The 24,578-nt window shown below is 72.0% G+C and carries 19 protein-coding genes; 6 read left to right on the top strand and 13 right to left on the bottom strand.

The window, feature by feature from the left end:
• Positions 1-87: 87 nt before the first annotated feature.
• Together CPH93_RS02195 and CPH93_RS02200 are read right to left on the bottom strand one after the other, a co-directional pair.
• Positions 88-483 (bottom strand): SHOCT domain-containing protein, encoded by a 396-nt coding sequence (locus tag CPH93_RS02195; protein WP_096211762.1) that lies wholly within the window; start codon positions 481-483, stop codon positions 88-90.
• Positions 484-524: 41 nt separating this feature from the next.
• A complete protein-coding gene (locus tag CPH93_RS02200; RefSeq protein WP_096211763.1) occupies positions 525-3,233 on the bottom strand; it encodes a SpoIIE family protein phosphatase/ATP-binding protein in 2,709 nt (902 codons plus the stop codon).
• 450 nt (positions 3,234-3,683) lie between these two features.
• Between CPH93_RS02200 and CPH93_RS02205 the strand changes: the two genes are divergently transcribed.
• Positions 3,684-4,022: a hypothetical protein gene (locus tag CPH93_RS02205; protein WP_096211764.1), complete on the top strand. Its 339-nt coding sequence runs from the start codon at positions 3,684-3,686 to the stop codon at positions 4,020-4,022.
• 58 nt (positions 4,023-4,080) lie between these two features.
• Here the strand turns inward: CPH93_RS02205 and CPH93_RS02210 are convergent, their stop codons facing one another.
• Together CPH93_RS02210 and CPH93_RS02215 are read right to left on the bottom strand one after the other, a co-directional pair.
• The gene (locus CPH93_RS02210; protein WP_231977149.1) at positions 4,081-5,538 is read right to left on the bottom strand and encodes an APC family permease; all 1,458 of its coding nucleotides are present in this window, start codon (positions 5,536-5,538) and stop codon (positions 4,081-4,083) included.
• Between the two features lie 313 nt (positions 5,539-5,851).
• On the bottom strand, positions 5,852-7,936 hold the full coding sequence (locus CPH93_RS02215; RefSeq protein ID WP_093487717.1) for a SpoIIE family protein phosphatase: 2,085 nt from the start codon (positions 7,934-7,936) through the stop codon (positions 5,852-5,854).
• A gap of 435 nt (positions 7,937-8,371) precedes the next feature.
• On the opposite strand from CPH93_RS02215, the gene CPH93_RS02220 reads away from it, so the two are divergent.
• On the top strand, positions 8,372-9,916 hold the full coding sequence (locus CPH93_RS02220) for an AMP-binding protein (RefSeq protein WP_096211765.1): 1,545 nt from the start codon (positions 8,372-8,374) through the stop codon (positions 9,914-9,916).
• Between the two features lie 63 nt (positions 9,917-9,979).
• On the opposite strand, the gene CPH93_RS02225 is transcribed toward CPH93_RS02220, so the two are convergent.
• The 4 genes from CPH93_RS02225 to ligD form a co-directional block, all read right to left on the bottom strand.
• On the bottom strand, positions 9,980-10,240 hold the full coding sequence (locus CPH93_RS02225) for a hypothetical protein (protein WP_093487713.1): 261 nt from the start codon (positions 10,238-10,240) through the stop codon (positions 9,980-9,982).
• A gap of 153 nt (positions 10,241-10,393) precedes the next feature.
• A complete protein-coding gene (locus tag CPH93_RS02230; RefSeq protein ID WP_096211766.1) occupies positions 10,394-11,620 on the bottom strand; it encodes a PP2C family protein-serine/threonine phosphatase in 1,227 nt (408 codons plus the stop codon).
• Entirely contained in the window at positions 11,617-13,239 is a 1,623-nt protein-coding gene (locus tag CPH93_RS02235; RefSeq protein WP_096211767.1) for an MFS transporter, read from the bottom strand. The genes CPH93_RS02230 and CPH93_RS02235 overlap by 4 nt, the downstream gene beginning before the upstream one ends.
• A 203-nt stretch (positions 13,240-13,442) precedes the next feature.
• Entirely contained in the window at positions 13,443-14,456 is a 1,014-nt protein-coding gene (ligD, locus tag CPH93_RS02240; protein WP_096211768.1) for a non-homologous end-joining DNA ligase, read from the bottom strand.
• 102 nt (positions 14,457-14,558) lie between these two features.
• On the opposite strand from ligD, the gene CPH93_RS02245 reads away from it, so the two are divergent.
• Complete coding sequence (locus tag CPH93_RS02245) at positions 14,559-15,620, top strand: ATP-dependent DNA ligase (protein ID WP_096211769.1); 1,062 nt, start codon at positions 14,559-14,561, stop codon at positions 15,618-15,620.
• Between the two features lie 28 nt (positions 15,621-15,648).
• On the opposite strand, the gene CPH93_RS02250 is transcribed toward CPH93_RS02245, so the two are convergent.
• The 4 genes from CPH93_RS02250 to CPH93_RS02265 form a co-directional block, all read right to left on the bottom strand.
• Complete coding sequence (locus tag CPH93_RS02250; RefSeq protein WP_096211770.1) at positions 15,649-16,635, bottom strand: MASE1 domain-containing protein; 987 nt, start codon at positions 16,633-16,635, stop codon at positions 15,649-15,651.
• Between the two features lie 63 nt (positions 16,636-16,698).
• Positions 16,699-17,532: a PP2C family protein-serine/threonine phosphatase gene (locus CPH93_RS02255; RefSeq protein ID WP_093487701.1), complete on the bottom strand. Its 834-nt coding sequence runs from the start codon at positions 17,530-17,532 to the stop codon at positions 16,699-16,701.
• 337 nt (positions 17,533-17,869) lie between these two features.
• Positions 17,870-19,516: an APC family permease gene (locus CPH93_RS02260; RefSeq protein ID WP_391262612.1), complete on the bottom strand. Its 1,647-nt coding sequence runs from the start codon at positions 19,514-19,516 to the stop codon at positions 17,870-17,872.
• A gap of 249 nt (positions 19,517-19,765) precedes the next feature.
• On the bottom strand, positions 19,766-20,482 hold the full coding sequence (locus CPH93_RS02265) for an ArsR/SmtB family transcription factor (protein WP_093487697.1): 717 nt from the start codon (positions 20,480-20,482) through the stop codon (positions 19,766-19,768).
• Between the two features lie 117 nt (positions 20,483-20,599).
• On the opposite strand from CPH93_RS02265, the gene CPH93_RS02270 reads away from it, so the two are divergent.
• Together CPH93_RS02270 and CPH93_RS02275 are read left to right on the top strand one after the other, a co-directional pair.
• Complete coding sequence (locus CPH93_RS02270; protein ID WP_096211772.1) at positions 20,600-22,003, top strand: MFS transporter; 1,404 nt, start codon at positions 20,600-20,602, stop codon at positions 22,001-22,003.
• 158 nt (positions 22,004-22,161) lie between these two features.
• Positions 22,162-22,416, top strand: coding sequence for a hypothetical protein (locus CPH93_RS02275; protein ID WP_093487693.1), 255 nt, complete (start codon positions 22,162-22,164; stop codon positions 22,414-22,416).
• Between the two features lie 79 nt (positions 22,417-22,495).
• Here the strand turns inward: CPH93_RS02275 and CPH93_RS36610 are convergent, their stop codons facing one another.
• A complete protein-coding gene (locus CPH93_RS36610) occupies positions 22,496-22,996 on the bottom strand; it encodes a hypothetical protein (protein WP_231977150.1) in 501 nt (166 codons plus the stop codon).
• Positions 22,997-23,286: 290 nt separating this feature from the next.
• On the opposite strand from CPH93_RS36610, the gene efeB reads away from it, so the two are divergent.
• Positions 23,287-24,546, top strand: a complete 1,260-nt coding sequence (efeB, locus tag CPH93_RS02285) for an iron uptake transporter deferrochelatase/peroxidase subunit (protein ID WP_096211773.1) — start codon at positions 23,287-23,289, stop codon at positions 24,544-24,546.
• Positions 24,547-24,578: the final 32 nt, after the last annotated feature.

Raw genomic sequence — 24,578 nt, forward strand, 5'->3', positions numbered from 1 at the left:
CCTGGCGGGGCGCCGGCACTCAAGTTGCGTGTTTCGCGCAATTCGAGATTAGCAGTCGGGCAGACAGCGGCGGGCAGCCTCGGGTGGTCAGGCGAGTACCTTCGCCTTGGCCTTCTGGAACTCCTCGTCGGTGATGTCCCCGTGGTTCTTCAGTTCGGCGAGCTTCGCCAGGGAATCCGCGTGCCGCGCCGTCTCGTCACCGCTCGCGACGGTGTCCCGCAGGTAGGTCTGCAGTTGCTTTTGCTGCCGTTCCGCCTGCGCGAACTCCCGCTCGCTCATGCCGTGGCCGCGCGCGATCACATAGATGAAGACGCCCAGGAAGGGCAGCAGAATCACCAGGACGAGCCAGCCTGTCTTGGCCCAGTTGTTGATGTCACGGCTCCGGAAGATGTCGCCGATGATCCTGAACAGCAGGATCAGCCACATGACCCACAGGAAGATCAGGCACATCGTCCAGAATGCGTTGAGCAGCGGGTAATCCATCACGGCCTCCTCGTGACGCAGAGACCCCGAGCTCCCTCACCTCAAGCATCGTCGAGGTCGACGTCCACCGCTACCAGATCGATGCCGGTGAGTGCCTGTTCCGTCCAGATGACCTTGCCGCTGGCGGTGTACCGGGTGCCCCAGCGTTCGGCCAATTGGGCGACGAGGAAGAGGCCGCGGCCGCCCTCGTCCGTGGTGGCGGCCTGCCGCAGATGCGGTGAGGTGCTGCTGCGGTCGGAGACCTCACAGATCAGGGAGGTGTCGCGGATCAGCCGTACGCGGATGGGGCCGGCCGCGTACCGGATGGAGTTGGTGACCAGCTCGCTGAGGATCAGCTCGGCGGTGAACGCCGCGTCCGCCAGGCCCCATTCGATCAGCTTGCGGACCGCCGTGGCGCGTATGTGGGCCACCGCCGAGGGATCCGGCGGCACGTCCCACTCGGCGACGTGCGCGGCGTCCAGCACCTGGGTGCGGGCGACGAGCAGGGCGATGTCATCGCTGGGGCGGTCCGGCAACAGCGCGCTCAGCGCCGCCTCACAGGTCTCCTCCGGCGTCCGGCCGGGGTGGTCGGACAGGGTACGGCTCAGCAGCGCCATGCCCTCGTCGAGGTCGCGGTTGCGGTCCTCGACGAGCCCGTCGGTGAACAGCACCAGACGGCTCGCCTCGGGCAGCTGCTGCTGCCAGGTCTCGAAGGGCAGCCCGCCGAGTCCGAGCGGCGGGCCGCCGGGCACGTCGGCGATCTCGGCGGTGCCGTCGGGCCGCAGCAGCACCGGCTGGACGTGCCCGGCGCGCGCCATGGTGCAGCTCCCGGACGCCGGGTCGTAGATGGCGTAGAGGCAGGTGGCTCCGGTGACCGAGCCCTCGGCGCCCTCGTCCTGATCGATACGGGTGACGAGTTCGTCGAGGTGCCAGAGGATTTCGTCGGGCGGCAGGTCCAGGTTGGCGAAGTTGTGGACCGCGGTCCGCAGCCGTCCCATGGTGGCCGCGGCATGCAGTCCGTGCCCCACGACGTCCCCGACGACCAGCGCGACCCGGGCGCCGGGCAGCGGGATGATGTCGAACCAGTCGCCGCCGACGCCGCCGAGCCCGCCGCGCCCGGCCTGGGCGGGCAGATAGCGGTAGGCCGCCTCGACGGCGTTCTGTTCCGGCAGGGCGCGCGGCAGCAGGCTGCGCTGCAGGGTGACCGCCATGGTGTGTTCGCGGGTGTAGCGGCGGGCGTTGTCGATGCTGACCGCGGCGCGGGCGACCAGCTCCTCGGCGACGGACAGGTCCTCGTCCTCGAACGGCTCGGGCACGTTGGAGCGCCAGAAGATGGCGACGCCCAGGATGACGCCGCGGGCCCGCAACGGCACCGCGATCCTGGAGTGGATGCCGTGCTGGACTATCTTTCTGGCCCGGTCGGGGCTCTGCAGATGCCAGCCGGTGAACGCCGTCAGATCCGCTTCCAGGGCCGCCTGCCCGCTCAGGAGACTGGCGCCGAGGGCGGTGGCCGGCTCGAAGCGGATCAGCCGGCCGACGGGGTAGAGGCCGCTCTCGGCCGGGGCGCCGCTGAGGGCCGTGCGCCGCATCTCGACGATCGCATTGGTGGGGGCGGTCGGCTCCTCGCCGATCAGCACGTCCTCGGCCAGATCGACGGTGACGATATCGGCGAAGCGGGCGGCGCCGAACTCCGCGAGCTCCTCGCAGGTGCGCACCACGTCGAGGGTGGTGCCGATCTCCGTGCCGGCGTCGTAGAGCAGCTTGAGGCGGCCGCGGGCCACGTCGGCCCGCCCGGTGAGGGCCCGCAGCTCGGTGGTGTCCCGCAGCGTCGTGACGCTGCCCGGTGGTCCGCCGGCCTGGTCCGTCGAGCGCTGGTTGACGGCCAGCAGCCGGTCGCCGACCGGGTGGACCTCGTCGGTGACGACCCGGCCGGAGGCCAGCAGATGGGCGGTGGCGGGGTCGAGTCCGAGCTCGGCGACCGGCCGCCCTTCGACCTCGGACGGCAGGTCGAGCAGCCGGCGTGCCTCGTCGTTGGCGAGCAGCAGACGGCCGTCCCCGCCCACGATGATCACGCCCTCCCGTACGGCGTGCAGAACCGCGTCGTGGTGCTCGTACATCCGGGTCATCTCGGCCGGGCCCAGGCCGTGGGTCTGCCGCCGCAGGCGCCTGCTGACCAGGGCCGTACCGCCGGTGGCGACGAGGAGGACGCCGGCCGCGGCGCCGAACAGCAGCGGGAACTGGTTGTCGACGACGCCGCTGACACGTTTGACGGTGATACCGGCCGAAACCAGCCCGATGACCTTGCCGTTACGCCCGAACACCGGTACCACGGCCTGTACCAGGGGCCCGATGGTGCCGGTGATCCGCTCGGTGACGACGCCCCCGGCCAGTGCCGGTTTGATCGTGCCGACGAACTTCTTGCCGATGCGGTTGGGGATGGGGTGGGTGTAGCGGATGCCCTGCGTGTTCATCACGACGATGAAGTCGACCTCGGAGCGCTTGCGCGCGGCTTCCGTCCGGGGCTGCAGCACCAAGGTCGGATCGGCGCTCTTCAGGGCGGTCTCGATGCCCGGCGCATTCGCGAAGGCCTCGGCGACCGCGACCGACCTGTTGCGGGCCTCGCGGTCTCCGTCGGCCCGCGATTGCAGCACGAGAGCTGCGATGGCGGCGGCGACGAGCAACACCACGATCGCCACCTGCAGGAGAAAGACCTGACCTGCGACAGTTCGCATCCTGAGAACCGAACGCGGGCGGCCGTAGCGTCCGGCCATGTCCTCTTTCTACACCTCCCGCATACGGTGGGCGAGCCGCGCGATGCGGAGCGCAGCAGCAGCGAGCGCCCGCGCTGCTGCCGGGCGGCCTCACGGGCTGTCAGAGGATCGTCCCGTGATCCGGGTCCGGGCGCCAGAGGGCGGAAAGTCTCCCGGGTAGGTTTTACTGGTACGCATATGCGAACCTCTTCGGCGAAGAGGACATACGCGGCGCCCGCAGCGCGCCGCCGCACAGGGAACAAATCGCCCAGAGGCCGGACGGTTCATGTAACTCTTCCCACAGGCCCGGACGCTTGCCTGATCGGGGTCGGGCGCCCATGCGAGTCCGGCGTAAGCACAATATGCCTGGTCAGCCCGGCTCGCCAGGCGAACGGGTCCGCCCTTGGGGTGGCGCCGAGGTCACCCCTGCCGTAAGAGGGGACACCGGGACGGTATGAGACGTTCGTGGGCATGCATGTTCCCGAGGAGATCCGTGCCGAGGCGGCCGCACTCATCGACCACCACGCGCTCGGGCTGTGGAAGCCGAATGACGCCGACCGGCGAGCCGCCGTGGCGCTCTACCGCTTCCTCGAAACCGGTCTGCCGCTCACGGGCGAGCAGATCCGGTCCGCCCTGGCGCACACGGAGCCGTCGGCCGGGCTGCACGAGCGGCTGCTGAAGCTGCTGCAGGAGACCGCCGGGCTGCTCGACGACGCACCGGTGGCCGACAGCTCCGCCGGGCGGGACGCCGTCGACCACGTATGCCTTCTGCTGGACGCGCTCGCGCTCTCCGCGCACCCCGGCCGGTAAAGAAGAAGGCCCGCCCGGGCAGACGCTCCGGGCGGGCGGTTCTGGGGCCGTCAGGGCCCTATTCGGACGGCGGGCCGGCGGGCACCGTCTCCACGGGAGCCTGCTCGTCCTCGGGGACCGAGATCACCCAGTGCGTCTCCTGGCGGGGGCGCAGGTAGCACACCCAGTACAGGGCGGCGGCCGCCACGATCGCGCCGGTGATCACCAGGCTCTTGGTGCTCTGCTGGTAGAGCACCCACGCCAGGACCACGATCAGCAGCGCCGGGATCGCCGGCCACAGCGGCATCCGCCAGGCCAGCCGGTGCTTGTGCTCACCACGGCGCGAGACCAGGGCGCCCAGGGCGACGAAGACGTACATCGCGGCGACGGCCACCCCGGTGACCTCGCTCAGGGTGTCGAGGTTGACGAAGCACAGGGCCGCTCCGGGCACGCCGACCGCGAGGGTGGCCGCCCAGGGGGAGCCGAAGCGCCGGCCGACGTGCGAGAAGATGCGGTTGACGGTGGTCGGCCAGGCGGCGTCGCGCGCCGAGGAGAAGACCACCCGGGAGTTCTGGATCACCATCACGATCGCCGCATTGATGATCGCCAGGGCGATGCAGAGGCTGACGAAGGTGCCGACGCCCGAGTTGCTCCAGTCCTGCACCATGCCGGCGACGTCACCGGCGCCGAGGGTCTTCAGGTCGGGGGCGCCCAGGGTGATGGCGATGACCGGGATCAGGACGACGGCCGCGCCGATGGCGAGGGTCCACAGCACGGTGCGGGAGACGTTGCGGCGGGGGTTGTCCATCTCCTCTGCCAGGTACACGGCGGTGGAGAAGCCCTGCAGGATGAAGAGCGCGGTGGCCAGTCCGGCGACGATGAGGCCCGCGGTGACCGCGCTGCTGTGTCCGTTCCCGGCGTCGATGACAGGGTGGACGAGGACGGACGCGGACCGCTGGGTGTGGGTGAAGCCGAGGAAGGCGACGACCGCGCAGGCGACGACCTCCAGCACCAGGAAGACGCCGGTGATCCAGGCGTTGGCGCGCAGATCGAGCAGGCCCATGGCGGTGGCCAGCAGCATCACGGCGGCTGCGGTCCATTGCGGATCCAGGTGCACGATCGGGGCCAGATAGTCGGCGGTACCCAGGGCGATGATGGGCGGCACGATCATGACGACGATCAGCGAGAGGATGAAAACCAGCCATCCGGCGAGCCGGCCCATGAGCGTGCCGACCATGGCGTACTCACCGCCGGAGCTCGGTATCAGCGTGCCGAGCTCCGAGTAGGTGAAGGCGACGCCGATACAGAGCAGAGCGGCGACCGCGATGGTCAGCGCGGTGCCCGTGCCCAGGGTCGCGAAGGAGTCCGGAACGATCACGAAGAGCGAAGACGCCGGGGTCAGGCAGGACAGCGTGAGCAAGGTGCCGCCGACCACGCCGATCGACCGGGTGAGTTTCGGGGGGCTCGCGGCGTCCCCCTCCGTCGCACCACGGATGGTCCGCTCAGGCTCTGCGGAGGCAATAGGCGTGTAGGGCATATCGGTATCCGTATCCCATCGGTGCTGGCGACAAGAGAGGTGGCGCCTGGAGGAGGTGCGCCGCAAAGCGGTCTGAACCCGGACATCCCCAGGTCCGCTTTGGTGACCGAATAAAACCCCTGCCGACGACTCCCGTCAAGACCTTGTTAAAGGTGTGAGACAACGAAATCCGCAGCATCGCCGGGCGCTTGGAACGCTTATCAATGATCCGCCTAGAGAATTCAAGCGGATTTCGCGGTCGAGCGGGGCGATGCGGAGCACCCACGGGTGCCGCCGAATCCGTCGTGGCTCCCGCGAATTCGCGCCCCTACCGTCACTCCTTGTGCGCCTGCACCCGGGCGATCAGCAACGCGACGTCGTCGTGGTCGTGCTCGTCGCGCAGGGAGGCCAGCAGGCGGTCGCAGAGCCCGTCCAGATCCTGCTGGGGCTCCGACAGCAGCTCCAGCAGGGTGTCCAGCCGGGCGTCTATCGGCTGGTCGCGGGTTTCGATCAGCCCGTCGGTATAGAGCACCAGCTGATCGCCCTCGCGGAGCGGGACCGTGGTCTGCTCGAAGGGAACGCCACCGACGCCGAGTGGCGCGCCGGTGGGCAGATCCAGCAGCTCGGGCGGCCGGTCCGGCCGCACCACGACCGGTGGCAGATGCCCGGCGACGGCGACCCGGCACACGCTGCTGTGCGGGTCGTACACGGCGTAGAGGCAGGTCGCGAAGGCCGGGTCGAGACCGCCGGCGATGTGGTCGAGATGGCGCAGCACCTCGTCCGGATCGAGGTCGAGGTCGGCCAGGGCGCGGGCGGTGGTGCGCAGCTGGCCCATGGTGGCGGCGGCGTTGATGCCGCTGCCCATGACGTCGCCGACCACCAGCGCGGTCTTGTCCCCGGCCACGGGTATCGCGTCGAACCAGTCGCCGCCGACCTCGCTGGCCGCCTGCGCCGGCTGGTAGCGGTAGGCGATCTCCATGGCCGTGGGCTGCGGAGGCCGGTGGTTCATCAGATGGCGCTGGAGGGTGAGCGCGGTGCGGCGTTCGCTCTGGTAGGACCGCGCGTTGTCGATGCAGACCGCCGCGCGGGCGGCCAGCTCGACGGCGAGCACCGCGTCGTCCTCGTCGAACGGCTCCTGATTGCGCACGCGGTAGAGCGACAGCGCGCCGAGGACCTCACCACGGGCGATCAGCGGTACGGCCAGATAGGAGTGCAGCCCCGCCTTGTTCAGGACGGCGGCCCCTTGCGGGTCCGCGGCGATGTGCGGCAGGTCCTCCTCGCCCACCTGGGCGACGAGGACCGGGCGGGCTTCGGTCACACACCGGGTGATCAGCCGGTCGGCCTCATAGGAGGCGATCTGGCCGGTGGGGTCGGCGGCACGGACGGCCTCGGTGTTGTAGGCCATGGAGACGGCGAGCGCGCGGAAGCGGGCCGGGCCGCCGCGGGACAGCGAGGTCGGGCGCCGGCCGTCCAGGACGGCGTCGAGGACGTCGACCGCGGCCATGTCCGCCAGTTCGGGGACGATGACGTCGGCCAGTTCGTGTGCGGTCTGGTCGACGTCGAGGGTGGTGCCGACGGTGGCGGAGGCGTCGGCGATGACGGCCAGCCGCCGGCGGGCCCGAGCGGCCTCGGTGGCGGCCCGGTGCTGCTCGGTGACGTCGACGACCGAGGTGGCCAGCCCCAGCACCCGGCCGTGGGCGTCCTCCAGCCGGTAGTAGGACACCGACCACGCCTTCTCCGCGTGGGGGTCGGAGGCCGTGCGCCCGACGGTGAACTGGTCGAGCATCGGCCGGCCGGTGTCGAGGACCTCGCGCATGCCGGCCACGATGGTGTCGGTGTTCAGGAAGGACAGCGCCTCGCGGACGTCGTGGCCGATGTGCTGGTCGGCGGGCAGCTCGTTGATGCGCTCCAGCGCGGGGTTGACCATGACGAAGCGCAGCGAGGTGTCCAGGACCGCCAGGCCGATCGGCGACTGGGCCACGAGCCGTACGGACAGCGCCAGATCGCGCTCCACCCGGCGCAGCACAGCCTGGTCGGTGGCGATACCCAGGGCGTAGGACTCGCCGCGCTCGTCCAGCAGCCGCATGTTGCGGAATTCGACGAGCCGGGTGCTGCCGTCCTTGTGCTGGACCGGGAAGACCCCTGCCCAGCTCTCGCCGCCCGCCATGACCTCGGTGAACAGGTTCAGCACCAGATCGAAGTGCTCCGGCCCGACCAGCAGCTGGGCGGCGGACCGGCCGAGCGCTTCCTGGGCGCTCCAGCCGAACAGCGCCTCGGCCTGCGGGCTCCACAGGGTGATCCGTCCGTCCGCGTCCAGCATCACGGCGGCCACGCCGAGCAGGTCCAGCAGGCCGCCTGGCTGCCCCGGTGCGGCCCCTACGCGGGCGGCACCCTCGGGGAACGCGTCGGTCGCACCCATCCAGGCACTCCTTCCGCCGGTCATCGCAGACCGACAGCCGTGGCGCTCTCCGTACATCGGCCGATTCTCACAGTGCTTCCGTTGCTCTCCATCATCTCTCGACACGGGACGGACCTGCAGGGAGAGCGGGATCCGCAGGGCAGCCGCGACCCGTGCGCGAGGGAGCATTATCCGACGCCGTTCCCAGGTCGGCGACCGCGTTGGCGATATTCGAAGCGATGTTTCCGGCCGGGTTTGGGGGCGGTAATACGGGCGCCGGCCGCATTGCGTACGGCGACGGCCCGCGCGGGCGGGGCGCGGTACCGCTCCGACTTGGAGTTGTTGATCTACAGCGACTAAGCTGGACTTCTTGGTTGCCTCCAGCAACTAACTTCGCGAGACCGCAGCCCGGCGCAGAGGAATGCGCCCGCCGGCGTCAGGAGGAAGCCCGACATCATGCCCAGCGCCCCGACATTCCGCACGTACGTGGAGGAGAACCTCGATGTCCTTAGCGCCGACCCGACGCGCGAAGCCCTGGTCCACCAAGGCCGCCGCGTCACCGCAGGTGAGTTCCGCGCACTCGTCCACCGCCTGGCACGCGCCCTGCGTGCCCGCGGCGTCGACCGCGGAGCGACCGTCACGCTGCTGAGCGGCAACCTCCCGGAGACCCTCGCCGCCCGCTACGCGGCCAATCTGCTCGGCGCCCGGGTCAACTTCCTCTACAACAAGCTGTCCGCCGAGTCCCAGGCCGCCATCGTCCGCGATGTCGAGACCCGTGCCCTGATCGTCGACCCGCGCCTTGCCGAACGGGCCGCCGAGCTCACCGGGCTGGCACCGGTGCCGGACGTCCTCGTGCTCGGTCCGGCCAAGGTGGGTGCGGATCTGCTGGAGCTGGCGGCCGGCGAGTCCGACGAGCCGTTCGCGAGCCGCGCCCGGCCGGACGATGTGTGCACCATCCGCCACACCGGCGGCACCACCGGCCACCCCAAGGGCATCTGCACCACCTTCACGCAGGCCCGCTGGTTCCACGGAGTGGTCCCGCAGCAGTCGGAGTTCCCGCCCCGGCAGCTGGTCTGCACCACTCTCGCGCACGCCGCGGGCGTGATGGCCGACCGCACCCTGCACGCGGGCGGCACGGTCGTCCTGCTCGACGACTTCGACCCCGCGACCGCGCTCGCCGCCATCGAACGCGAGCGCATCACCGACCTGTTCCTGCTGCCGCCGCTGCTCTATCAGCTGATGGACCATCCGGACGCGCAGCACACCGACACCTCCAGCCTGCGGCTGTTGACGTACGGCGGCTGCCAGGCGTCCCCGGCCCGGATAGCCGACGCGGTACGGGCGTTCGGCCCGGTACTGGTGCAGGGCTACGGGCAGAACGAGGCCGGCGGCATCAGCGTGCTCACCCAGGACGACCACGACCCCGAGCGCCCCGACCGGCTGCGCACCGCGGGCAAGGTGCTGCCGGGCGTCGAGGTGGCGATCCGCGACGAGTCGGGCCGTGACCTGCCGGCCGGTGAGCACGGCGAGGTCTGTGTGCGCTCCGACATGATCATGCAGGGGTACTGGAAGCAGCCAGAGCTGACCGCCGAGGTTCTGCGGGACGGCTGGCTGCACACCGGGGACATCGGCTTCCTCGACGACGAGGGGTACCTGACCATCGTCGACCGGCTCAAGGACATGATCGTCGTGGTCGGCGGCCATGTGTACACCACGGAGCTGGAGGACGTGCTGAACTCGCACCCGCAGGTACTCCAGAGCGCCGTGTTCGGCGTCCGTGACGCCGACCGCATGGAGCGGGTGCACGCCGCGGTCGTCCGGGCGCCGGGCAGCAGCGTCGACGCCGCGCAGCTGTGCGCGATGGTGCGGACGGAGCGCGGCGCGATGTACGAGCCCGCGCGGGTCACGTTCGTCGATGCGCTGCCGCTGACCGATGCCGGCAAGCCGGACAAGAAGGAGCTGCGCCGGCAGGCCGAGCAGGAGGCCGGCACCGCCGGATGACCACGATGACGGGCCGCCGCGGCTGATGCCGCGACGGCCCGTCGGTTCTGCTGCCGGTCAGCGTCAGAGGATGCCGAACAGACCGAACGGGAAGCCGAACAGGCCGAAGAAGCCGAAGGGGCCGAAGCCGCCGCGGCCGAAACGGCCGAAACCCTCACGGCCGAAGTCGCCGCGACCCTCGAAACCGCGGTGGTGACCGTGGTGACGGTGGTGGCGGCCATGGTGGTCATTCTGGGGCGCGGCCTGAGCCAAGCCGGCGAGCGGGACGACGGCGGCAGCGGCGATCGCCGCGGCAGCAACGGAGCGGCCTATGAACTTGCGCATTGCGTTTCTCCTGTTTGGCAGGAAATCGGACATTCGATGAATACCGCGTACCGCCCAAAACCCCGCAGACACGGCGAACAGCCACTCCAACGGCCCCGGGAATTGCTCCAGTCGCGGTAACGAACGGGGCGGGCAATCCGGCGGCCGCACCGGTCAGAGCCGGATGATGACGAGGGCCGCATCATCGGTGGCGCCGCTGGGCGGCAGCAGCTCCGCCAGCAGCGCGTCGGCCAGCGTCTCGGCATCGGCGCCGAGGTGCCGGGTGAGCGCCGCCGCCAGCCGTGCCAGCCCGACGTCGATGTCCTCGTGGCGGCGCTCGATCAGCCCGTCGGTGTACAGGACCAGCACGGCGCCGTCGGCGAAGGCGACGTCCGCCTCGGGGCGGGCCACATGCTCGGGACGCGCCCCCAGCGGCGGGTCGGTCGCCTGGTCCAGGAATTCCACCCTGCCGTCCGGGTGCAGCAGGGCCGGCGGCGGGTGGCCGGCGCTGCTGTAGGCGAGGGTGTGCGTGGTCCAGTCGACGATCGCCTGCACCGCGGTGGTGGACTCGGCACCGTCCACCGACCGGGCGTAGATGCCGAGCACCTCCAGGGCCTGGGCCGGGCCCCTGGTGACCAGGGTGGCGGCGCTCAGCGCGCTGCGCAGCTGGCCCATGACGCAGGCGGCGTCCAGTCCATGGCCGACGACATCGCCGACGGCCACCGCCATCCGGTCGCCGGGCAGTTCGGCCAGGTCGTACCAGTCGCCGCAGACATTGAGCGCGCCGACCGCCGGCCGGTAGCGCACCGCCGCCCGGTGGTGCCCCACGAGCCGGGGCGCGGGCAGCATCGCCTCCTGGAGGGCGAGCACCACCTCCCGCTCCCGGGCGTGGGAGCGCCGCAGCCGGTCGTTGACCTCCTGGAGTTCCTTGGCGCGGCTGTAGAGCTCGGCCTCCATCCGCTCCCGGTCACCGCTGTGGTTCCGGGCGCCGGCCCGGACGATCTCGGTGACCTCCTCGACCCGGTGGACGATCAGCTGCACCTGCCCGTCGGGGCCGAGCACCGGCGCATTGACCGGTCTCCAGTACCGCTCCTCGAACACGCCGGGCCGGCCGGGCGCCTCGACGTCGTAGCGCTGCAGCCCCATGGTGTCGCGGCTGCCGGTGGCCAGCACCCGCTCCAGGGACGCCCGCAGGTTGCGCTCCCCGGACGCGTCGGAGGTGTCGGGATTCTCGGGGAAGACGTCGAAGAGACTGCGGCCGATCAGCTGGTGGCGTTCCCGTCCGGCCCGCTGGAACACGGCCTCGTTCGCGTCGACGATCACGAACTGGGGGGTGAGCAGCAGCACTCCGCCCGGCAGCGCGTGGAACACCGCCGCGTAGTCGATCGCAGCGCTGCTCATGTGCGGCCCGCACCGGACGGCGGGGCCTGCGGCAGCCGGGACCCCGGGTGCAGGTGGGCGCAGAGGAACGCCACGGCCAGCGCGGCGGCCATCCCGTAGAAGACCGCCCGGTTGCCCTCGGCGAAGTCCATCCGCACCGCCTCCAGCACCTCCGGCGGCAGCCGCGACGAGCTGCCCTCGCCGGCCGGCGGCCGGCCGCCCTGGGCGGAGAGGGAACCGGTGAGGCCGTGGGCCAGCTCGCGGGAGGTGGCGGTGGACAGCCCGCGGTCCTTGAGGCTCGCGACGATCCGGTCGGTGGTGACGTTGGCCAGCACCGTGCCCAGGACGGCCAGGCCCAGGCCGGCGGCGTAGTTGCGGACGGTCTGGGTGACGCCGGTGACCTCGCCGTAGGACGTGCCGATCGCCCGGCTGACGGCGTCGGTCGAGGCGGGCGCGAGCAGCAGGCCGATGCCGGCGCCGGCCAGCACGATGTACGGCCACTGGGCGCTCAGCGACAGGTCCGTCATCTCGTGCGCCCACAGCGCGAAGCCCACGGCGCCCAGCGCGGTGCCGAGCCGGAGCGCCGGCCGGGCGCCGCGCCGGTCGAGGATCCGGCCGCCGAGCTGTGCGGCGACACCGAAGCCCGCGAAGAAGACCAGGAGATAGCGGCCCGCCTCGTTCGGCGACGAGCCGAGGGCGACCTGTGCGTAGACCGAGGCGAAGAAGAACACCGGGACGAACGCCAGCATCGCGAAGAACAGCACGGCGATATCGGCGACGAAGGCCCGGACGCCGAACACCCTCAGGCTGATCAGCGGGTGACGGGTGCGCAGTTCGAGGCGGACGAAAACGGCCAGCACCAGCAGCCCGCCGAGGGTGCACGCCCAGGTGGCCGGGTTGGCCCAGCCCCAGGTGGCGGCCTGCTGCAGACCCAGCACGCTCAGGACCGTACCGGTGGCGAGCAGCAGCGCACCGCGCCGGTCCAGGCTCCCGCGGCGCCGCTCGTCGGGGAGGTGCGCCGGCAGGGTCAGGACGACGGCGACCACCGCGACCGGCACATTGACCCAGAAGACGGCCCGCCAGGTCCAGGTGGTGAGCCAGCCGCCGAGGACCGGTCCGATGGCGGTCAGTGCGCCGGAGAGCCCGAAGAGCAGAGCCGGGGCCCGGCCCCGGCGCTCGACCGGAAAGACCATGACCACGACGGCGAGCGCCGCCGGGAACATCAGGGCCGCGCCGATGCCCTGGAGTGCCCGGCACACGATCAGCCAGGTCTGCGCGACATCCCCGGTCGGCACCGCGCCGCACAGCGCGGCGGCGAGGACGAAGATCCCGGTGCCCACGAGCATGATGCGGCGGTGGCCGAGCAGATCGGCCAGCCGCCCGCCCAGCGCGAAACACGCCGCCAGGGCGAGCAGATAGGCGTTGACGACCCATCGGATGCCCGAGGCGGACAGGCCCAGCTCCTCGGTGAGCTGCGGCGCCGCGATGGACACCATCGTCTGGTCGATGAAGGTCATCGACACCGCGAAGAGCATGGCGGCGAGCGAGAGCGTCTCGTGCACCGCTCCCGCCCCGGCCGTCCGCTGTGCCTCCGGCACGCGCCGGCGGTTCGTCTCCGGTGCGTTCCTGTCGTGGGCCACGTGCGAAATGTTCCCGTCCGGGCCGGGTGGGCGCACGCCGGGCGACGGGGGCCGCTCCCCCGTCGGCAGCCGAACGGGGCGGCCGGTCCGGTCCTGCGGCAGCCGTGGCGGGTGCCGCCGTTCGGGTCAGCCCGCCGGCCACCGCCGGGTGCGGCCGGGCTGCTGACCGCGGGGGCCGGTGCCGGACCGGCCCTCCCCCGCCCTCACCGCTTACGGGCCCGGCTCGGCTGCACCCTGGACGGCTCCCCCGGCATCTTCGGGTGGTCGGGCGGATAGGGCATGTCCCCCAGCCCGGCATCCGCCTCCTGCCGGTCCGCGAGTTCCAGGACGGATTCCAGGCCGAAGGCGTGGTCCGCCATGTCGGCGTGCACATCGCCGAGTTCCGCGAACCGCGGTGGCACCGTCCGCAGATCGAAGTCCTCGGGTGTGGCGTCGGACAGCTCGTCCCAGTGCAGCGGGGTGGAGACGGTCGCCCGCGGCCGGGCGCGCAGCGAGTAGGCGGAGGCGATGGTCCGGTCCCGGGCCATCTGGTTGTAGTCGACGAAGACCTTCTCGCCGCGTTCCTCCTTCCACCAGGCCGAGGTCACCTGGTCCGGCATCCGGCGCTCCAGCTCCCGGGCCACGGTGATGGCGGCGCGTCTGACCTCGGTGAACGTCCAGTGGGGCAGGAGCGGCACATAGACGTGCACCCCGCGGCCACCGGACGTCTTGGGCCAGCCGCGCAGCCCGTGCTCCGCCAGCAGCTCCCGCAGGACGTGCGCGACCCGGACGGCGTCGGCGAAGTCGGTGCCGGGCTGCGGGTCGAGGTCGATCCGCAGCTCGTCGGGGTGCTCGGTGTCGGCCCGGCGGACGGGCCACGGATGGAACGTCAGGCAGCCCAGATTGGCCGCCCAGACCACGGCCGCGGGCTCGGTGGGGCACATCTCGTCGGCGAACCGTCCGCTGGGGAAGGCGATACGGGCGGTGGGCAGCCAGTCGGGCAGTCCCTTGGGCGCCCGCTTCTGGTAGAAGAACTCGCCCTCCACGCCGTCGGGAAAGCGCTGCATGGTGGTGGGCCGGTCGCGCAGGCCCCGCAGCACCCCGTCGGCGACGGCGAGGTAGTACTGCGCGACGTCCAGCTTGGTGAAGCCGCGCTCCGGGTAATACGTCTTGTCGGGGTTCGACACGCGCACCGTGCGCCCCGCGACATCCAGCTCGACAGCTCCGCCTCCGGCCATGACTCCACGTTAGGTTCCGGGCGGCGGCGCCGCGCGCCGGGAGAGCGGCGGCCGGCCCGCATCCGGCGCGCGGGAAGCGGCCCCAGCCTTCAGGATCGGGACATGGACCTGCCCGTGATGCCCCCGGTCTCCCCGATGCTCGCGAAGCTGGTGACCGACATTCCCGCCGGCATGCAGTACGAGGCGAAGTGGGACGGCTTCCGCGTCATCGTCTTCCGTGACGGCGACGAGGTCGAGATCGCCAGCCGCACCACGAAATCGCTCACCCGTTACTTCCCCGAAGTGGTCACGGCGGCCCGGGCCGAGCTGCCGCGGCGCTGTGTCCTCGACGGCGAGATCGTCATCGCCCATGACGGCCGGCTGCACTTCGAGGAGCTGCTGGAGCGCATCCACCCGGCCGACTCCCGGGTCCGTACGCTTGCCGAGCGGACCCCCGCCTCGCTCGTCGCCTTCGACCTGCTGGCCCTGGACTCCGCCGCGCTGGTGCACGAGCCGCAGACGGCGCGCCGGGAAGCCCTCGTCGAGGCGCTGCGGCCGGCCCGTGCACCGGTGTACACCGCGCCCGCCACCACGGATCAGGAGCTGGCGCGCCGATGGTTCACCCAGTTCGAGGGCGCGGGGCTGGACGGGGTGGTCGCCAAACCGCTCGATCTGCCGTACCGGCCCGGCGACCGCGCCATGTTCAAGATCAAACATGCCCGGACCGCGGACTGTGTCGTCGCGGGGTACCGGCTGCACAAGAGCGGGCCGGTGGTCGGCTCCCTGTTGCTCGGCCTGTACGACGACTCCGGGCAGTTGCAGCACGTCGGGGTGTCCGCCTCGTTCCCCATGGCCAGGCGGCGCGCGCTGGTCGAGGAGCTGGCACCGCTGCGGATGGACGACGTCGCGGAGCACCCGTGGGGCGAGTGGACCGACGAGGCGGCGCATGCCGCGCGGCGGATGCCCGGTGGGCCCAGCCGCTGGAGCGGCGGCAAGGATCTGTCGTGGGTGCCGCTGCGCCCGGAGCGGGTCTGCGAGGTCGCCTACGACCACATGGAGGGCAGCAGATTCCGTCACACCGCCCAGTTCCGCCGCTGGCGCCCGGACCGTACGCCGGAGAGCTGCGGCTACGACCAGCTGGAGGAGCCGGTGCACTACGACTTGGGGCAGTTGCTGCGGGGCTGACCGCGTCAGCGGGCTCGTACTCCCGGCCTCAGGCGTCACGCTCCGGAGGCCAGCGGCGCCGGGGCTCCCCCGGGGCGAGGCGCTCGACCACCTCCGACAGCTCCCGGCAGGCCTGCTCGATCTTGCGGCGGATGCTGTTCTGCTCAGCGATGATCGCCGACAACAGCAGCGCGGTGAGCGCCGCGGACACATTGAGGGCTTGGAGGTTGATCATCGCCTCCAGCAGGCTCTGCCCCCGGAACGGTCCCCTGCGGCCGTTCGCCGCCGTGATGGCCAGTACGGACACCAGCAGCACGATCGGGGCCGCCCCCGCCAGCTGGAAACGCAGCGCCGCCCACACGATCAGCGGAAAGACCAGGAACAGCAGCGAGAGCTCGCTGGAGACCGCCACGAGCGAGACCAGGACCGAGACGGTCAGCAGGGTCGCCGCCTCGGCCCACCGGTAGCCGGGTACGTCCCAGTGCCGCCGGGGCAGCGCACGGAAGGCGAGGATGAGCGGGGTGACGACGAGGATGCCCATCGCATCGCCCGACCACCACGCGACCCAGGTCTTCCAGAAGCCGCCGGCCGGCAGCGCCCCGCTGAGGAAGAGCGTCCCGGTGCCGATCGTCGCGCTGATCAACATCCCGGCGAACGCGCCGAGGGCGACCAGCGCCACCCCGTCGCGCAGCCGGTCGAGTTCGGTGCGGAAGCCCACCCTGCGGAGCATCCAATAGGCGCACACCGGGGCCAGGGTGTTGCCCGCCATGATCCCGATGACGGAGACCTCCAGTTCGCTGATGGAGGCGACGACGAGGAGGGTGCCGAGGGCGATGCCGGGCCACGTCCGCAGGCCCAGGAGGAGCAGACAGCTCAGTGAAATGCCGGTGGGCGGCCACAACGGCGTGACCTGGGCACCGGCGACCACCACCTGCTCCAGCAGGCCGATGCGTGCGGTCACGTAGTAGACGCCGGCGAACGCGAGGATCGTCAGGGCTGCTGGTGCGAGACGGCGGAGTTCCTCGGTGCGCACCACAGCAGCCATCAGACAACGCCGGCGGCCGGGCGCCGGCCGCGACACGCACGCCCGGTCCGCGCTTCACCCGGCTCCGGGCGCCGCCGCGTCGAAGCGCAGCACCAGCACCGCGGAGTCGTCGGTGTGCCCGGTGAACTCGGCGACGCTCATCGCCGCGTCGGCCACCGTCGCCGGATCGCCGCCGGCGTTCGCGCTGACCAGCCTGGTCACCTGCGCCAGTCCGGCCTCTATCGGGAACGACGGCCCCTCGACGACCCCGTCGGTCAGCAGCACGAACGCTCCCGCCGTGGCGAACTGCCGGTGGCTCACCGGATATTTCTCCCCCGCGGCGATGCCGAGCGGCAGGCCCCCGGGGTCGTCGGCGAGGCCGTGTCGGCCGTCGGTGGTGGCCCAGATGCCGGGCACATGACCGGCCCGGGCGCTGGACAGCTCCCAGGCGACCGGGTCGAAGCGGACGAAGGTGCAGGTCGCGAAGAGTCCGCAGTCGACCGAGAGCAGCAGGTCGTTGGCCCGCCGCAGCACCTCCCCCGGGTCCGGGGCATGGACGGCGACGGCGCGCAGCCCGAAGCGGATCTGCCCCATGAAGGCGGCCGCCTCGACGTCATGGCCCTGCACATCACCGATGCAGAAGGCGAGCGTCCCGTCGGGCAGCGGGAAGCCGTCGTACCAGTCGCCCCCGATGTCCAGCCCGTGCCGGGCGGGTGCGTAGGTCGCGGCGGCGCGCAGGCCCGGTATCGCGGGCAGGACGGTCGGCAGCATCTCGTGCTGCAGAGCCTCGGCCAGCTCCACCCGGGCCCGCTGGGTCTCGGCGCCTTCGCGCGCCTGGGCGGTCAGCCGGCCGAGCGTGGTCAGCAGATCGTCGGCGCTCGCGGACCGCGGGGGACGACGCCGAAGCATGGACCGCTCCAAGGTGCGTCGGTGAAGGAGCCGCCGCGGGGCCACGCTCCGTGCCCTGCCCCGCGTGGCCGCCTGACCTGGCTTCATGGGGCTCCTGGGGAGCCCGCCTCTCCCGATTCATCTTATTTCTGCGGTGTGACTTCCGCTTGACGACCATCGGGGTGGGCCGCTCGCGGCCGGGCGGGCCGCAGGCGACGGCGGCCGTCGCAGCGGGCCGTGCCGGTGCACGAGGGCCGGAGAGGTCCGTCACCCTCCGCATCCGGGGAAGCACGGCGCGCGGGCCCACCGGCCTCCGTGCCCGGCCGGGCCCGCCCCGCCGCCCCTCCCCCGGCCGTTCTCAGGCAGTGGCCGCCGGGCGCGGCGCCTGCAGATGCCGCACGCCGGACCGTACGGCCCAGAAGAAGACCGCGAGCGCGAGGGCGGCCACGGTGATCGAGTCGTACGGGGCCGGCAGCCGGCCGGAGCCCTCGAAGGTGCCCAGCCAGGAGAGCACCGTGAGGGCGACGAGGTAGACCACCAGCCAGGCGCCGGTGCGGAGTTCGGCACCCAGCGGACGGCTCGGGCCGGCGCCGTCGGCCTCCAGGGCGGCCTGGTCGGTACGGGCGCCGGGGCGGCGCATGGCCAGGAAGATCAGCAGGCCGCCGAGGACGAGCGGCAGCGCGAGGCGCAGATCCTGCCAGCCCGACCAGTAGACGAACTCGCTGGACACCACGAAGCTGACCGGCGCGATCCAGCGCAGCCCCGGGACCCAGCCGGCGGTGCGGCCGCCCGGCTCGGCGCGGAACACGGCGACCGCGACCGCGGAGGCAGCGTAGATCAGCAGATACATGTCGCCCATCACGCTGACAATGTCCTGCCAGCCACCGAACGGCAGCAGAAAGACCACGATGACGATGAGGTTGACCACCAACGCCCGGCGCGGGATGCCGAACCGCTCGTTGACCTTCATGAAGTACCGGGGGATGGTGCCGTTCTTGGCGAGCGCGTAGGTGTGCCGGGCGTCGATCGCCACGCCCACGTATGCCGAGCCACCGGGCGAGACCACCGCGTCCGCGTAGAGCAGGCTGGACAGCCAGTGCAGATTGAGGATCAGGGCGAGCTGGCCGAACGGGGAGTCGAAGGAGACCCCCTGCCAGCCGTGGCCGAGCAGGTTCTCGGGGACGGTGAAGAGGAACGCCAGCTGCAGGGCCAGGTACATCAGGACGGCGAGACCGATCCCGCTGAGGACGGCGACGGGAATGGTCCGGCGGGGGTTGCGGGTCTCGCCCGAGAAGTCCAGCGGCGCCTGGAATCCGTTGACGGAGTAGACGATGCCGCCGCCGGCCAGCGCGGTCAGACAGGCGACATAGCCGTACGGCGCGAATCCGCCGTGATCCGTCAGCCGACCGGAGTGCCAGCCGGAGGCGATCAGCGCGATCACGGTGACCACCGGAATGACGATCTTGAACACCGAGACCAGGTTGTTGAGCGTGGCGAACATCCGCACCGCGAACCAGTTCAGCACGGTCAGCAGGACGCTGAGCCCGGCGGCCAGGGCCAGCCCGGAGACGGTGAGGGTGTGGCCGTTGTAGATGCCGGGGAGGTAGTGCGCGGCGTACTGCATGATCGCGCTGATCTCGGCCGCGGTGCCGCCCACGGACAGCAGCGTCGACCAGCCGATGACGGTGCCGACGAGCCGGCCGCTGGCGAACAGCGGCCAGCGGACCGTGCCGCCACCCTCCGGCCGGGACGCCCCGAGCTCGATCATCACCAGGGCGACCAGGGCGCACAGCACGCCGGCGCCCACCCAGGACAGCAGCGCGGCGGGTCCGGCCGTCTGCGCCGCATACATGGCGGCGAACAGCCAGCCGGAGCCGACGATGTTGGAGAAGCCGATGCCCGTCAGCCCCCAGAAGCCCAGGTCACGACGCAATCGGCGCTCCTGCACCTGCACTTCCGGCGCGCCGGCGCCCTCGCCCCCCGCTGATACCTGACGCTCCGACACGGAAAACGGCCTCCTCGATTCACTGTTGCGGCTCGCCGGACCCTACTCGACGTGCGGCGATGACAAATTTCCCGTCCACGGACGAACACCTCGTCCACACAGCGCACCGCCGCGGCCGCGGAGCGTGCAGCGCCGGGCCGGGCGGCGGAGATCCGGACGCACCGGCGCGCGGGACGGCAGGACAGGGCAGGGCGCAGGTGAAACAAAGAATTCATACGGCGGGCAGCACGCGGAGGTCCGCGGCGGCGGTCACCCCAGCTGATCCGCCGGAACGCCGAAGGTCGCCGTCAGCCCCTCCCGGCCGGCCTCGGTGAGGTGGACGACGCGGCGGTACTTCCCCTGGCGGAGCCATTCCAGGGCGAACATCCGGGTGGTGAGCGCGGCACCGAGCGGGCCGGCAAGGTGGTGGCGCCGCTCGGCCCAGTCGACGCAGTAGCGGACGGATGCCCGGCGGCGCGGGAGCCGTTCCGTGTCGATGCCGAACGCGGTCAACTCGGCGCGGCCGTGCGGGGTGAGGACGTAAACGGGGGCACCGGTCCCCGCCGCCTCGGCGGTGAGGATGTCCTGCTCCTGGAGGGCGCTCATCACGGCGACGCCCAGCCGGCCCGCCAGATGGTCGTAGCAGAGGCGGGCGCGCAGCAGGGCCCTGGCGCGGGTGCCGGCGTTCAGGGAGCGCACGGGCAGCGGGCGGGCGATCAGCGCGAGCTGTTCCAGGGCGCGGGCCACGTCCTTCGTGGCGAGCCGGTAGTAGCGGTGGCGGCCGTCGAGTTCGACGGTCAGCAGCCGGGCGTCGAGGAGCTTGGCGAGATGTCCGCTGATGGTGGAGTTGCTGACGCCCGCCTCGGCGGCCAGGGCGCTGGCCGGCAGCGCACCGCCGCCGCCCAGCGCCAGCAGCACCTTGGCCCGCGAGGGGTCGCCAATCGCCGCCGCGACCTGGGCCACATCGGTTTCGGTCCCGGCATCCATGGTCTCGACGGTACGCCCAGGATGCTTCGGCAGACAGCGAAACGTTCTCCTGCCCGGCTCCCGTATGGCGAGAACGATTCGGCGGCTGCCGTACCGATCCGGCTCGACACTGGCCGTATGCCGACGTTCTACGCCGCCGCGCCCCCGCGGACCACGCACCGCAACTCACCGCTGCCACTGGTGGCCCTGTGCCTGGGCTACTTCATGGTCATCCTGGACGTCACCGTCGTCACCGTGGCCCTTCCGGCGATCGGTGCCGCGCTGCACGCGGGGGTGACCGGCCTCCAGTGGGTGGTGGACGGCTACACGCTGGTGTGCGCGGGACTGCTGCTGTTCTGCGGCGGGCTCGGGGACCGGCTCGGCGGCAAGACGGTGTTCCTGGGCGGGCTGCTGGTGTTCACCCTCGCCTCCGCGGGGTGCGCACTGGCCCCCACCGTCACGGTGCTGGTGGCGGCGCGGCTGGTGCAGGGCCTGGGGGCGGCGCTGATGGTGCCGGCTTCGCTGGCACTGCTGCGGACCGCCTATCCAGAACGGGCCGCGCGCGCCCGCGCGTTCGGTATCTGGGGCACCGTCGCGGGCCTGGCCGCCGCGGCCGGACCGGTCCTCGGCGGCGTGCTGGTCACCGGGCTCGGCTGGCGGTCGGTGTTCCTCCTCAATCTGCCCGTCGGCCTGGCCGCGCTGCTCCTCGCCCTACGGCACGTACCGCACTCCCCCGCCGACCGCACCCGCCGCGGCCTGGACCTCCCGGCGCAGACCGCGGCGGCGGTGGGCCTGGCCTGCCTGACCACGGGGTGCATCGAGGCCGGGGCCCTGGGCTGGACCCACCCGGCCGTGCTCGGCGCCTTCGCGGGCTTCGTCTGCGGAGCCCTGGCGTTCCTGGTCCTGGAACGGCGTGCCCGAGCCCCGATGCTGCCGCTCGCCCTCTTCCGCATACGCGCCTTCGCGGTCTCCGCGGTCGTCGGCGTGCTGCTCAACACGGGTTTCTACGGGCTGCTGTTCCTCGCCCCGCTGTACTTCCAGCAGGTGCACCACTACAGCGCGCTGCGCACGGGCTGTGCGCTGGTGCCGGCCGTCGGTGTGGCGGCCTTCGGTTCCGCGCTGTCCGGACGGCTCACGGCGCGCGCCGGGCCGCGGCTGCCCATGATGGCCGGGCTGCTGGTGGGCGCGGCCGGACTCCTCGGCTGGCTGGCCGCGGGCCCGGACACGCCCTGGGCCGTGCTGGCGGTCCCCATGGCCGGTGCCGGGTTCGGCAGCTCACTGACGATGCCGGCCGCCACCTCGGTGATGATGGAGGCCGCGCCCGGAGAGCGCGGCGGTGTCGCGGCCGCGGTGTTCAACACCGCACGGCAGACCGGCAGCGCCCTGGGCGTCGCGCTCTTCGGCACGCTGGTGGCCACCGGGCTCGTGCCGGGCCTGCACCTCTCGGTGCTGATCGGCGCCGCGGGCTTCCTCACCGCGGCGGCGCTCTCCGCACGCTGGATCCCCGGCCCCGGTCGGGCCGGCACACCGGACCGACCGTGACCGGAACCGGCGTACGCGCGCCCCAACGGCCGCCCACACCCACGCAATCCGTACGCATGTTTTACCGTGGCCGGGTAGATGTCGCCGGGGGACGCCGCATCGGCACACGGGGATGCCGGCTCTGCCGTAACTGCCGTATCGAGGCGAGGAGCTGACGTATGACACTGCCGTGGCGGGAGAACGAGGACTGGCGGCGCCGGTACCCGCAGCCGGGGCCCGACTGGACGCAGGGCATGCCGCAGGGGCCGACGGATCCGCTGACGCCCATGGGGCGAGTCGACCAGTACGGCCGGATGGGGAACGCGCTGCGCGCCGGCTCGCTGTCGGACTGGCAGCGGAAGGTGATCGTCGGCTTCGCCGTCGGCGCGGCCGTGGTCACCGTGGTGTCGGTTCTGCTGGCCCTGTTCGGCTGACCGCCCGCCGTACGGACCGGAAGCAGCCGGCCGGCTCGCAGGGAACACCCGCCGGGGCGTCCCCCGCGCCCGCAGGCGGTCAGCAGCTCCAGCAGCCCGACCAGCAGGCGGACCGGTGGGCGTGCAGGCGCCGTCCGTGGAGCGGGACAGGGGCAGGTGCCCCTGCCTCGCCGGGCGCGGCGAGGGCGCGCAGCGCCGCGATCTGGGCGCACAGCACGACGCTGAGGGCGGCGATTTCTTCCGGCTCGGCATGGCCCTTCTCGATGCGCAGCCAGGATTCGGGCGGCTCGGGCGACTCGTCGGGCTCCGGGGCGGTGGGCGAGGCGAGATCGGCCGGCCGGGCGTCGTCGGCGGGCGGGCCGTCGTCGGCCGTGCGCTCCCCCGCAGCCGTGTCCTCGGTGCGGCGGATGCGCTCGACGGCGGGGGCGCCCGTACCGGCGGTGGCCGTGCCCGCGCCGGTGGGTACGTGCTCCACGAGCGGGGCGGCGGCGCCGTTGCGGGGGCTCGCGTCGGTGGAAACGACCGTGCCGACGGGTCCGGCCTCGCCGATGACGGTGCTCGCGTCGGTGGATGTGCTCATGTGGGGGTCCATGGGCTAGGTGGCGGTGCGTGGCGCATGACGGGCCGCCCCGGCGTCGCGCTGTGCCGCGTACGGGCAGGTCACCGTCCCGACGCTACGAGCGTGCCCGGACGCTGTCGCGCGGGAGGCGCTCCGCCTGCGCCATTCGGACGACCCCGCCGCTGTCCCAGGCGTGATATCCGGCGCCGGGACCGTGTTGCTCCCGGCCCCCGCAGCCCGGGCGACGAGCATCGCGCCCAGGTATGTGCAGGCGCGCGGCTGCCGGATGACGCAGTCAGGATGGCGGGACGATGAGACGTGACCAGGCCGACGACGAATGTGCTCCTACGCGGGACGAGGGGCGCCGGGGCTTTCTGAAGTGTGCGGCGGGGATGGCAGGCGCGGCGGCCGCCGTGGGACTCGGCGGGGAGGCCGTGGCCGTCCCGGCGTCCCGGACGGCGACCGGGCTGCGTGCGGACGGGCAACTGCCCGACCAGATCCCCTTCCACGGCCACCATCAGTCCGGCATCGTGACACCGCAGCAGCTCTTCGCCGGGTTCGTCGGCTTCGATGTGCTGGCCGAGAACCGGGAAGGCCTGACCGAGCTGTTCCAGCGGCTCACCAAGCGGTCGCGCATCCTGGTGGCAGGGGTGAAGCCGCAGGACGAGCAGGTCGCCAAGGAGGCGCCGACGCCGGACTCGCTGACCATCACCCTCGGGGTCGGCGCCTCGCTGTTCGACGACCGGTTCGGGCTCTCCGGGCACAAGCCCCGGCACCTCAAGGCCATGCCGGCCTTCCCCGACGACCGGCTGGAGCCGCCCCGCTGCCACGGTGATCTGTCACTGCAGATCTGCGCCCAGCACCCCGACGCGATCGTCCACGTCCTGCGCGATCTGGCACGGGAGACGGAGGGGCTGCTGCGGCCCCGCTGGCGCGCGGACGCCTTCCTCAACCCCTCGCGGCCCTCGGGCTCGCCCCGCACCTTCGTCGGCTTCAAGGACGGAATCGTCAATCCGGACACCGGATCGACCCGGGAGATGGACCGGCTGATGTGGGTGACCCCGCCCTGCGGCGAGCCGGAGTGGGCCCTGGGCGGCAGCTATCAGGTGCTGCGCCTGATCCGCTTTCACATCGAGAAGTGGGACAAGCTGCCGGTGGACCGCCAGGAGCGGATCTTCGGCCGGCGCAAGGCGAGCGGCGCCCCCCTCGACGGCGAGCACGAATCGGACTCCCCGCGGTTCCGCGACGACCCGCACGGGACGAAGATCCCGCTCAACTCACACATCCGGCTGGCCAATCCCCGCACCGAGAAGACCGACGACTCCCGCTTCCTGCGCCGTAGTTACAACTACGACGCCGGTTTCGACCGCAGCGGGAAGATGGATCTCGGACTGGTCTTCTGCGGCTACCAGCAGGACCCGGAGCGGCAGTTCGCGACGGTGCAGCGGCGGCTCCAGCACGAGCCGCTGTCCGAGTTCGTCACGCCCCTCGGCGGCGGCTACTTCTTCATCCTGCCCGGGGTACGGGACGCCGACGACTGGTTCGGCTCCCGGCTGCTGGAGAAGGTCTGAGCACAGCGGTGGCGGTGCCCCGGCGTCTGTGA

The sequence above is a fragment of the Streptomyces sp. 2323.1 genome, from assembly GCF_900221035.1.
In the GTDB taxonomy this organism is placed as follows: Bacteria; Actinomycetota; Actinomycetes; order Streptomycetales; family Streptomycetaceae; genus Streptomyces; species Streptomyces sioyaensis.

Excerpts from the sequence above, each read along its gene's own strand:
- CPH93_RS02195 (WP_096211762.1), bottom strand. The coding sequence starts at position 483 with ATGGATTACCCGCTGCTCAACGCATTCTGGACGATGTGCCTGATCTTC.
- CPH93_RS02200 (WP_096211763.1), bottom strand. The coding sequence starts at position 3,233 with ATGGCCGGACGCTACGGCCGCCCGCGTTCGGTTCTCAGGATGCGAACT.
- CPH93_RS02205 (WP_096211764.1), top strand. The coding sequence starts at position 3,684 with ATGCATGTTCCCGAGGAGATCCGTGCCGAGGCGGCCGCACTCATCGAC.
- CPH93_RS02210 (WP_231977149.1), bottom strand. The coding sequence starts at position 5,538 with ATGCCCTACACGCCTATTGCCTCCGCAGAGCCTGAGCGGACCATCCGT.
- CPH93_RS02215 (WP_093487717.1), bottom strand. The coding sequence starts at position 7,936 with ATGGGTGCGACCGACGCGTTCCCCGAGGGTGCCGCCCGCGTAGGGGCC.
- CPH93_RS02220 (WP_096211765.1), top strand. The coding sequence starts at position 8,372 with ATGCCCAGCGCCCCGACATTCCGCACGTACGTGGAGGAGAACCTCGAT.
- CPH93_RS02225 (WP_093487713.1), bottom strand. The coding sequence starts at position 10,240 with ATGCGCAAGTTCATAGGCCGCTCCGTTGCTGCCGCGGCGATCGCCGCT.
- CPH93_RS02230 (WP_096211766.1), bottom strand. The coding sequence starts at position 11,620 with ATGAGCAGCGCTGCGATCGACTACGCGGCGGTGTTCCACGCGCTGCCG.
- ligD (WP_096211768.1), bottom strand. The coding sequence starts at position 14,456 with ATGGCCGGAGGCGGAGCTGTCGAGCTGGATGTCGCGGGGCGCACGGTG.
- CPH93_RS02245 (WP_096211769.1), top strand. The coding sequence starts at position 14,559 with ATGGACCTGCCCGTGATGCCCCCGGTCTCCCCGATGCTCGCGAAGCTG.
- CPH93_RS02255 (WP_093487701.1), bottom strand. The coding sequence starts at position 17,532 with ATGCTTCGGCGTCGTCCCCCGCGGTCCGCGAGCGCCGACGATCTGCTG.
- CPH93_RS02265 (WP_093487697.1), bottom strand. The coding sequence starts at position 20,482 with ATGGATGCCGGGACCGAAACCGATGTGGCCCAGGTCGCGGCGGCGATT.
- CPH93_RS02270 (WP_096211772.1), top strand. The coding sequence starts at position 20,600 with ATGCCGACGTTCTACGCCGCCGCGCCCCCGCGGACCACGCACCGCAAC.
- CPH93_RS02275 (WP_093487693.1), top strand. The coding sequence starts at position 22,162 with ATGACACTGCCGTGGCGGGAGAACGAGGACTGGCGGCGCCGGTACCCG.
- CPH93_RS36610 (WP_231977150.1), bottom strand. The coding sequence starts at position 22,996 with ATGAGCACATCCACCGACGCGAGCACCGTCATCGGCGAGGCCGGACCC.
- efeB (WP_096211773.1), top strand. The coding sequence starts at position 23,287 with ATGAGACGTGACCAGGCCGACGACGAATGTGCTCCTACGCGGGACGAG.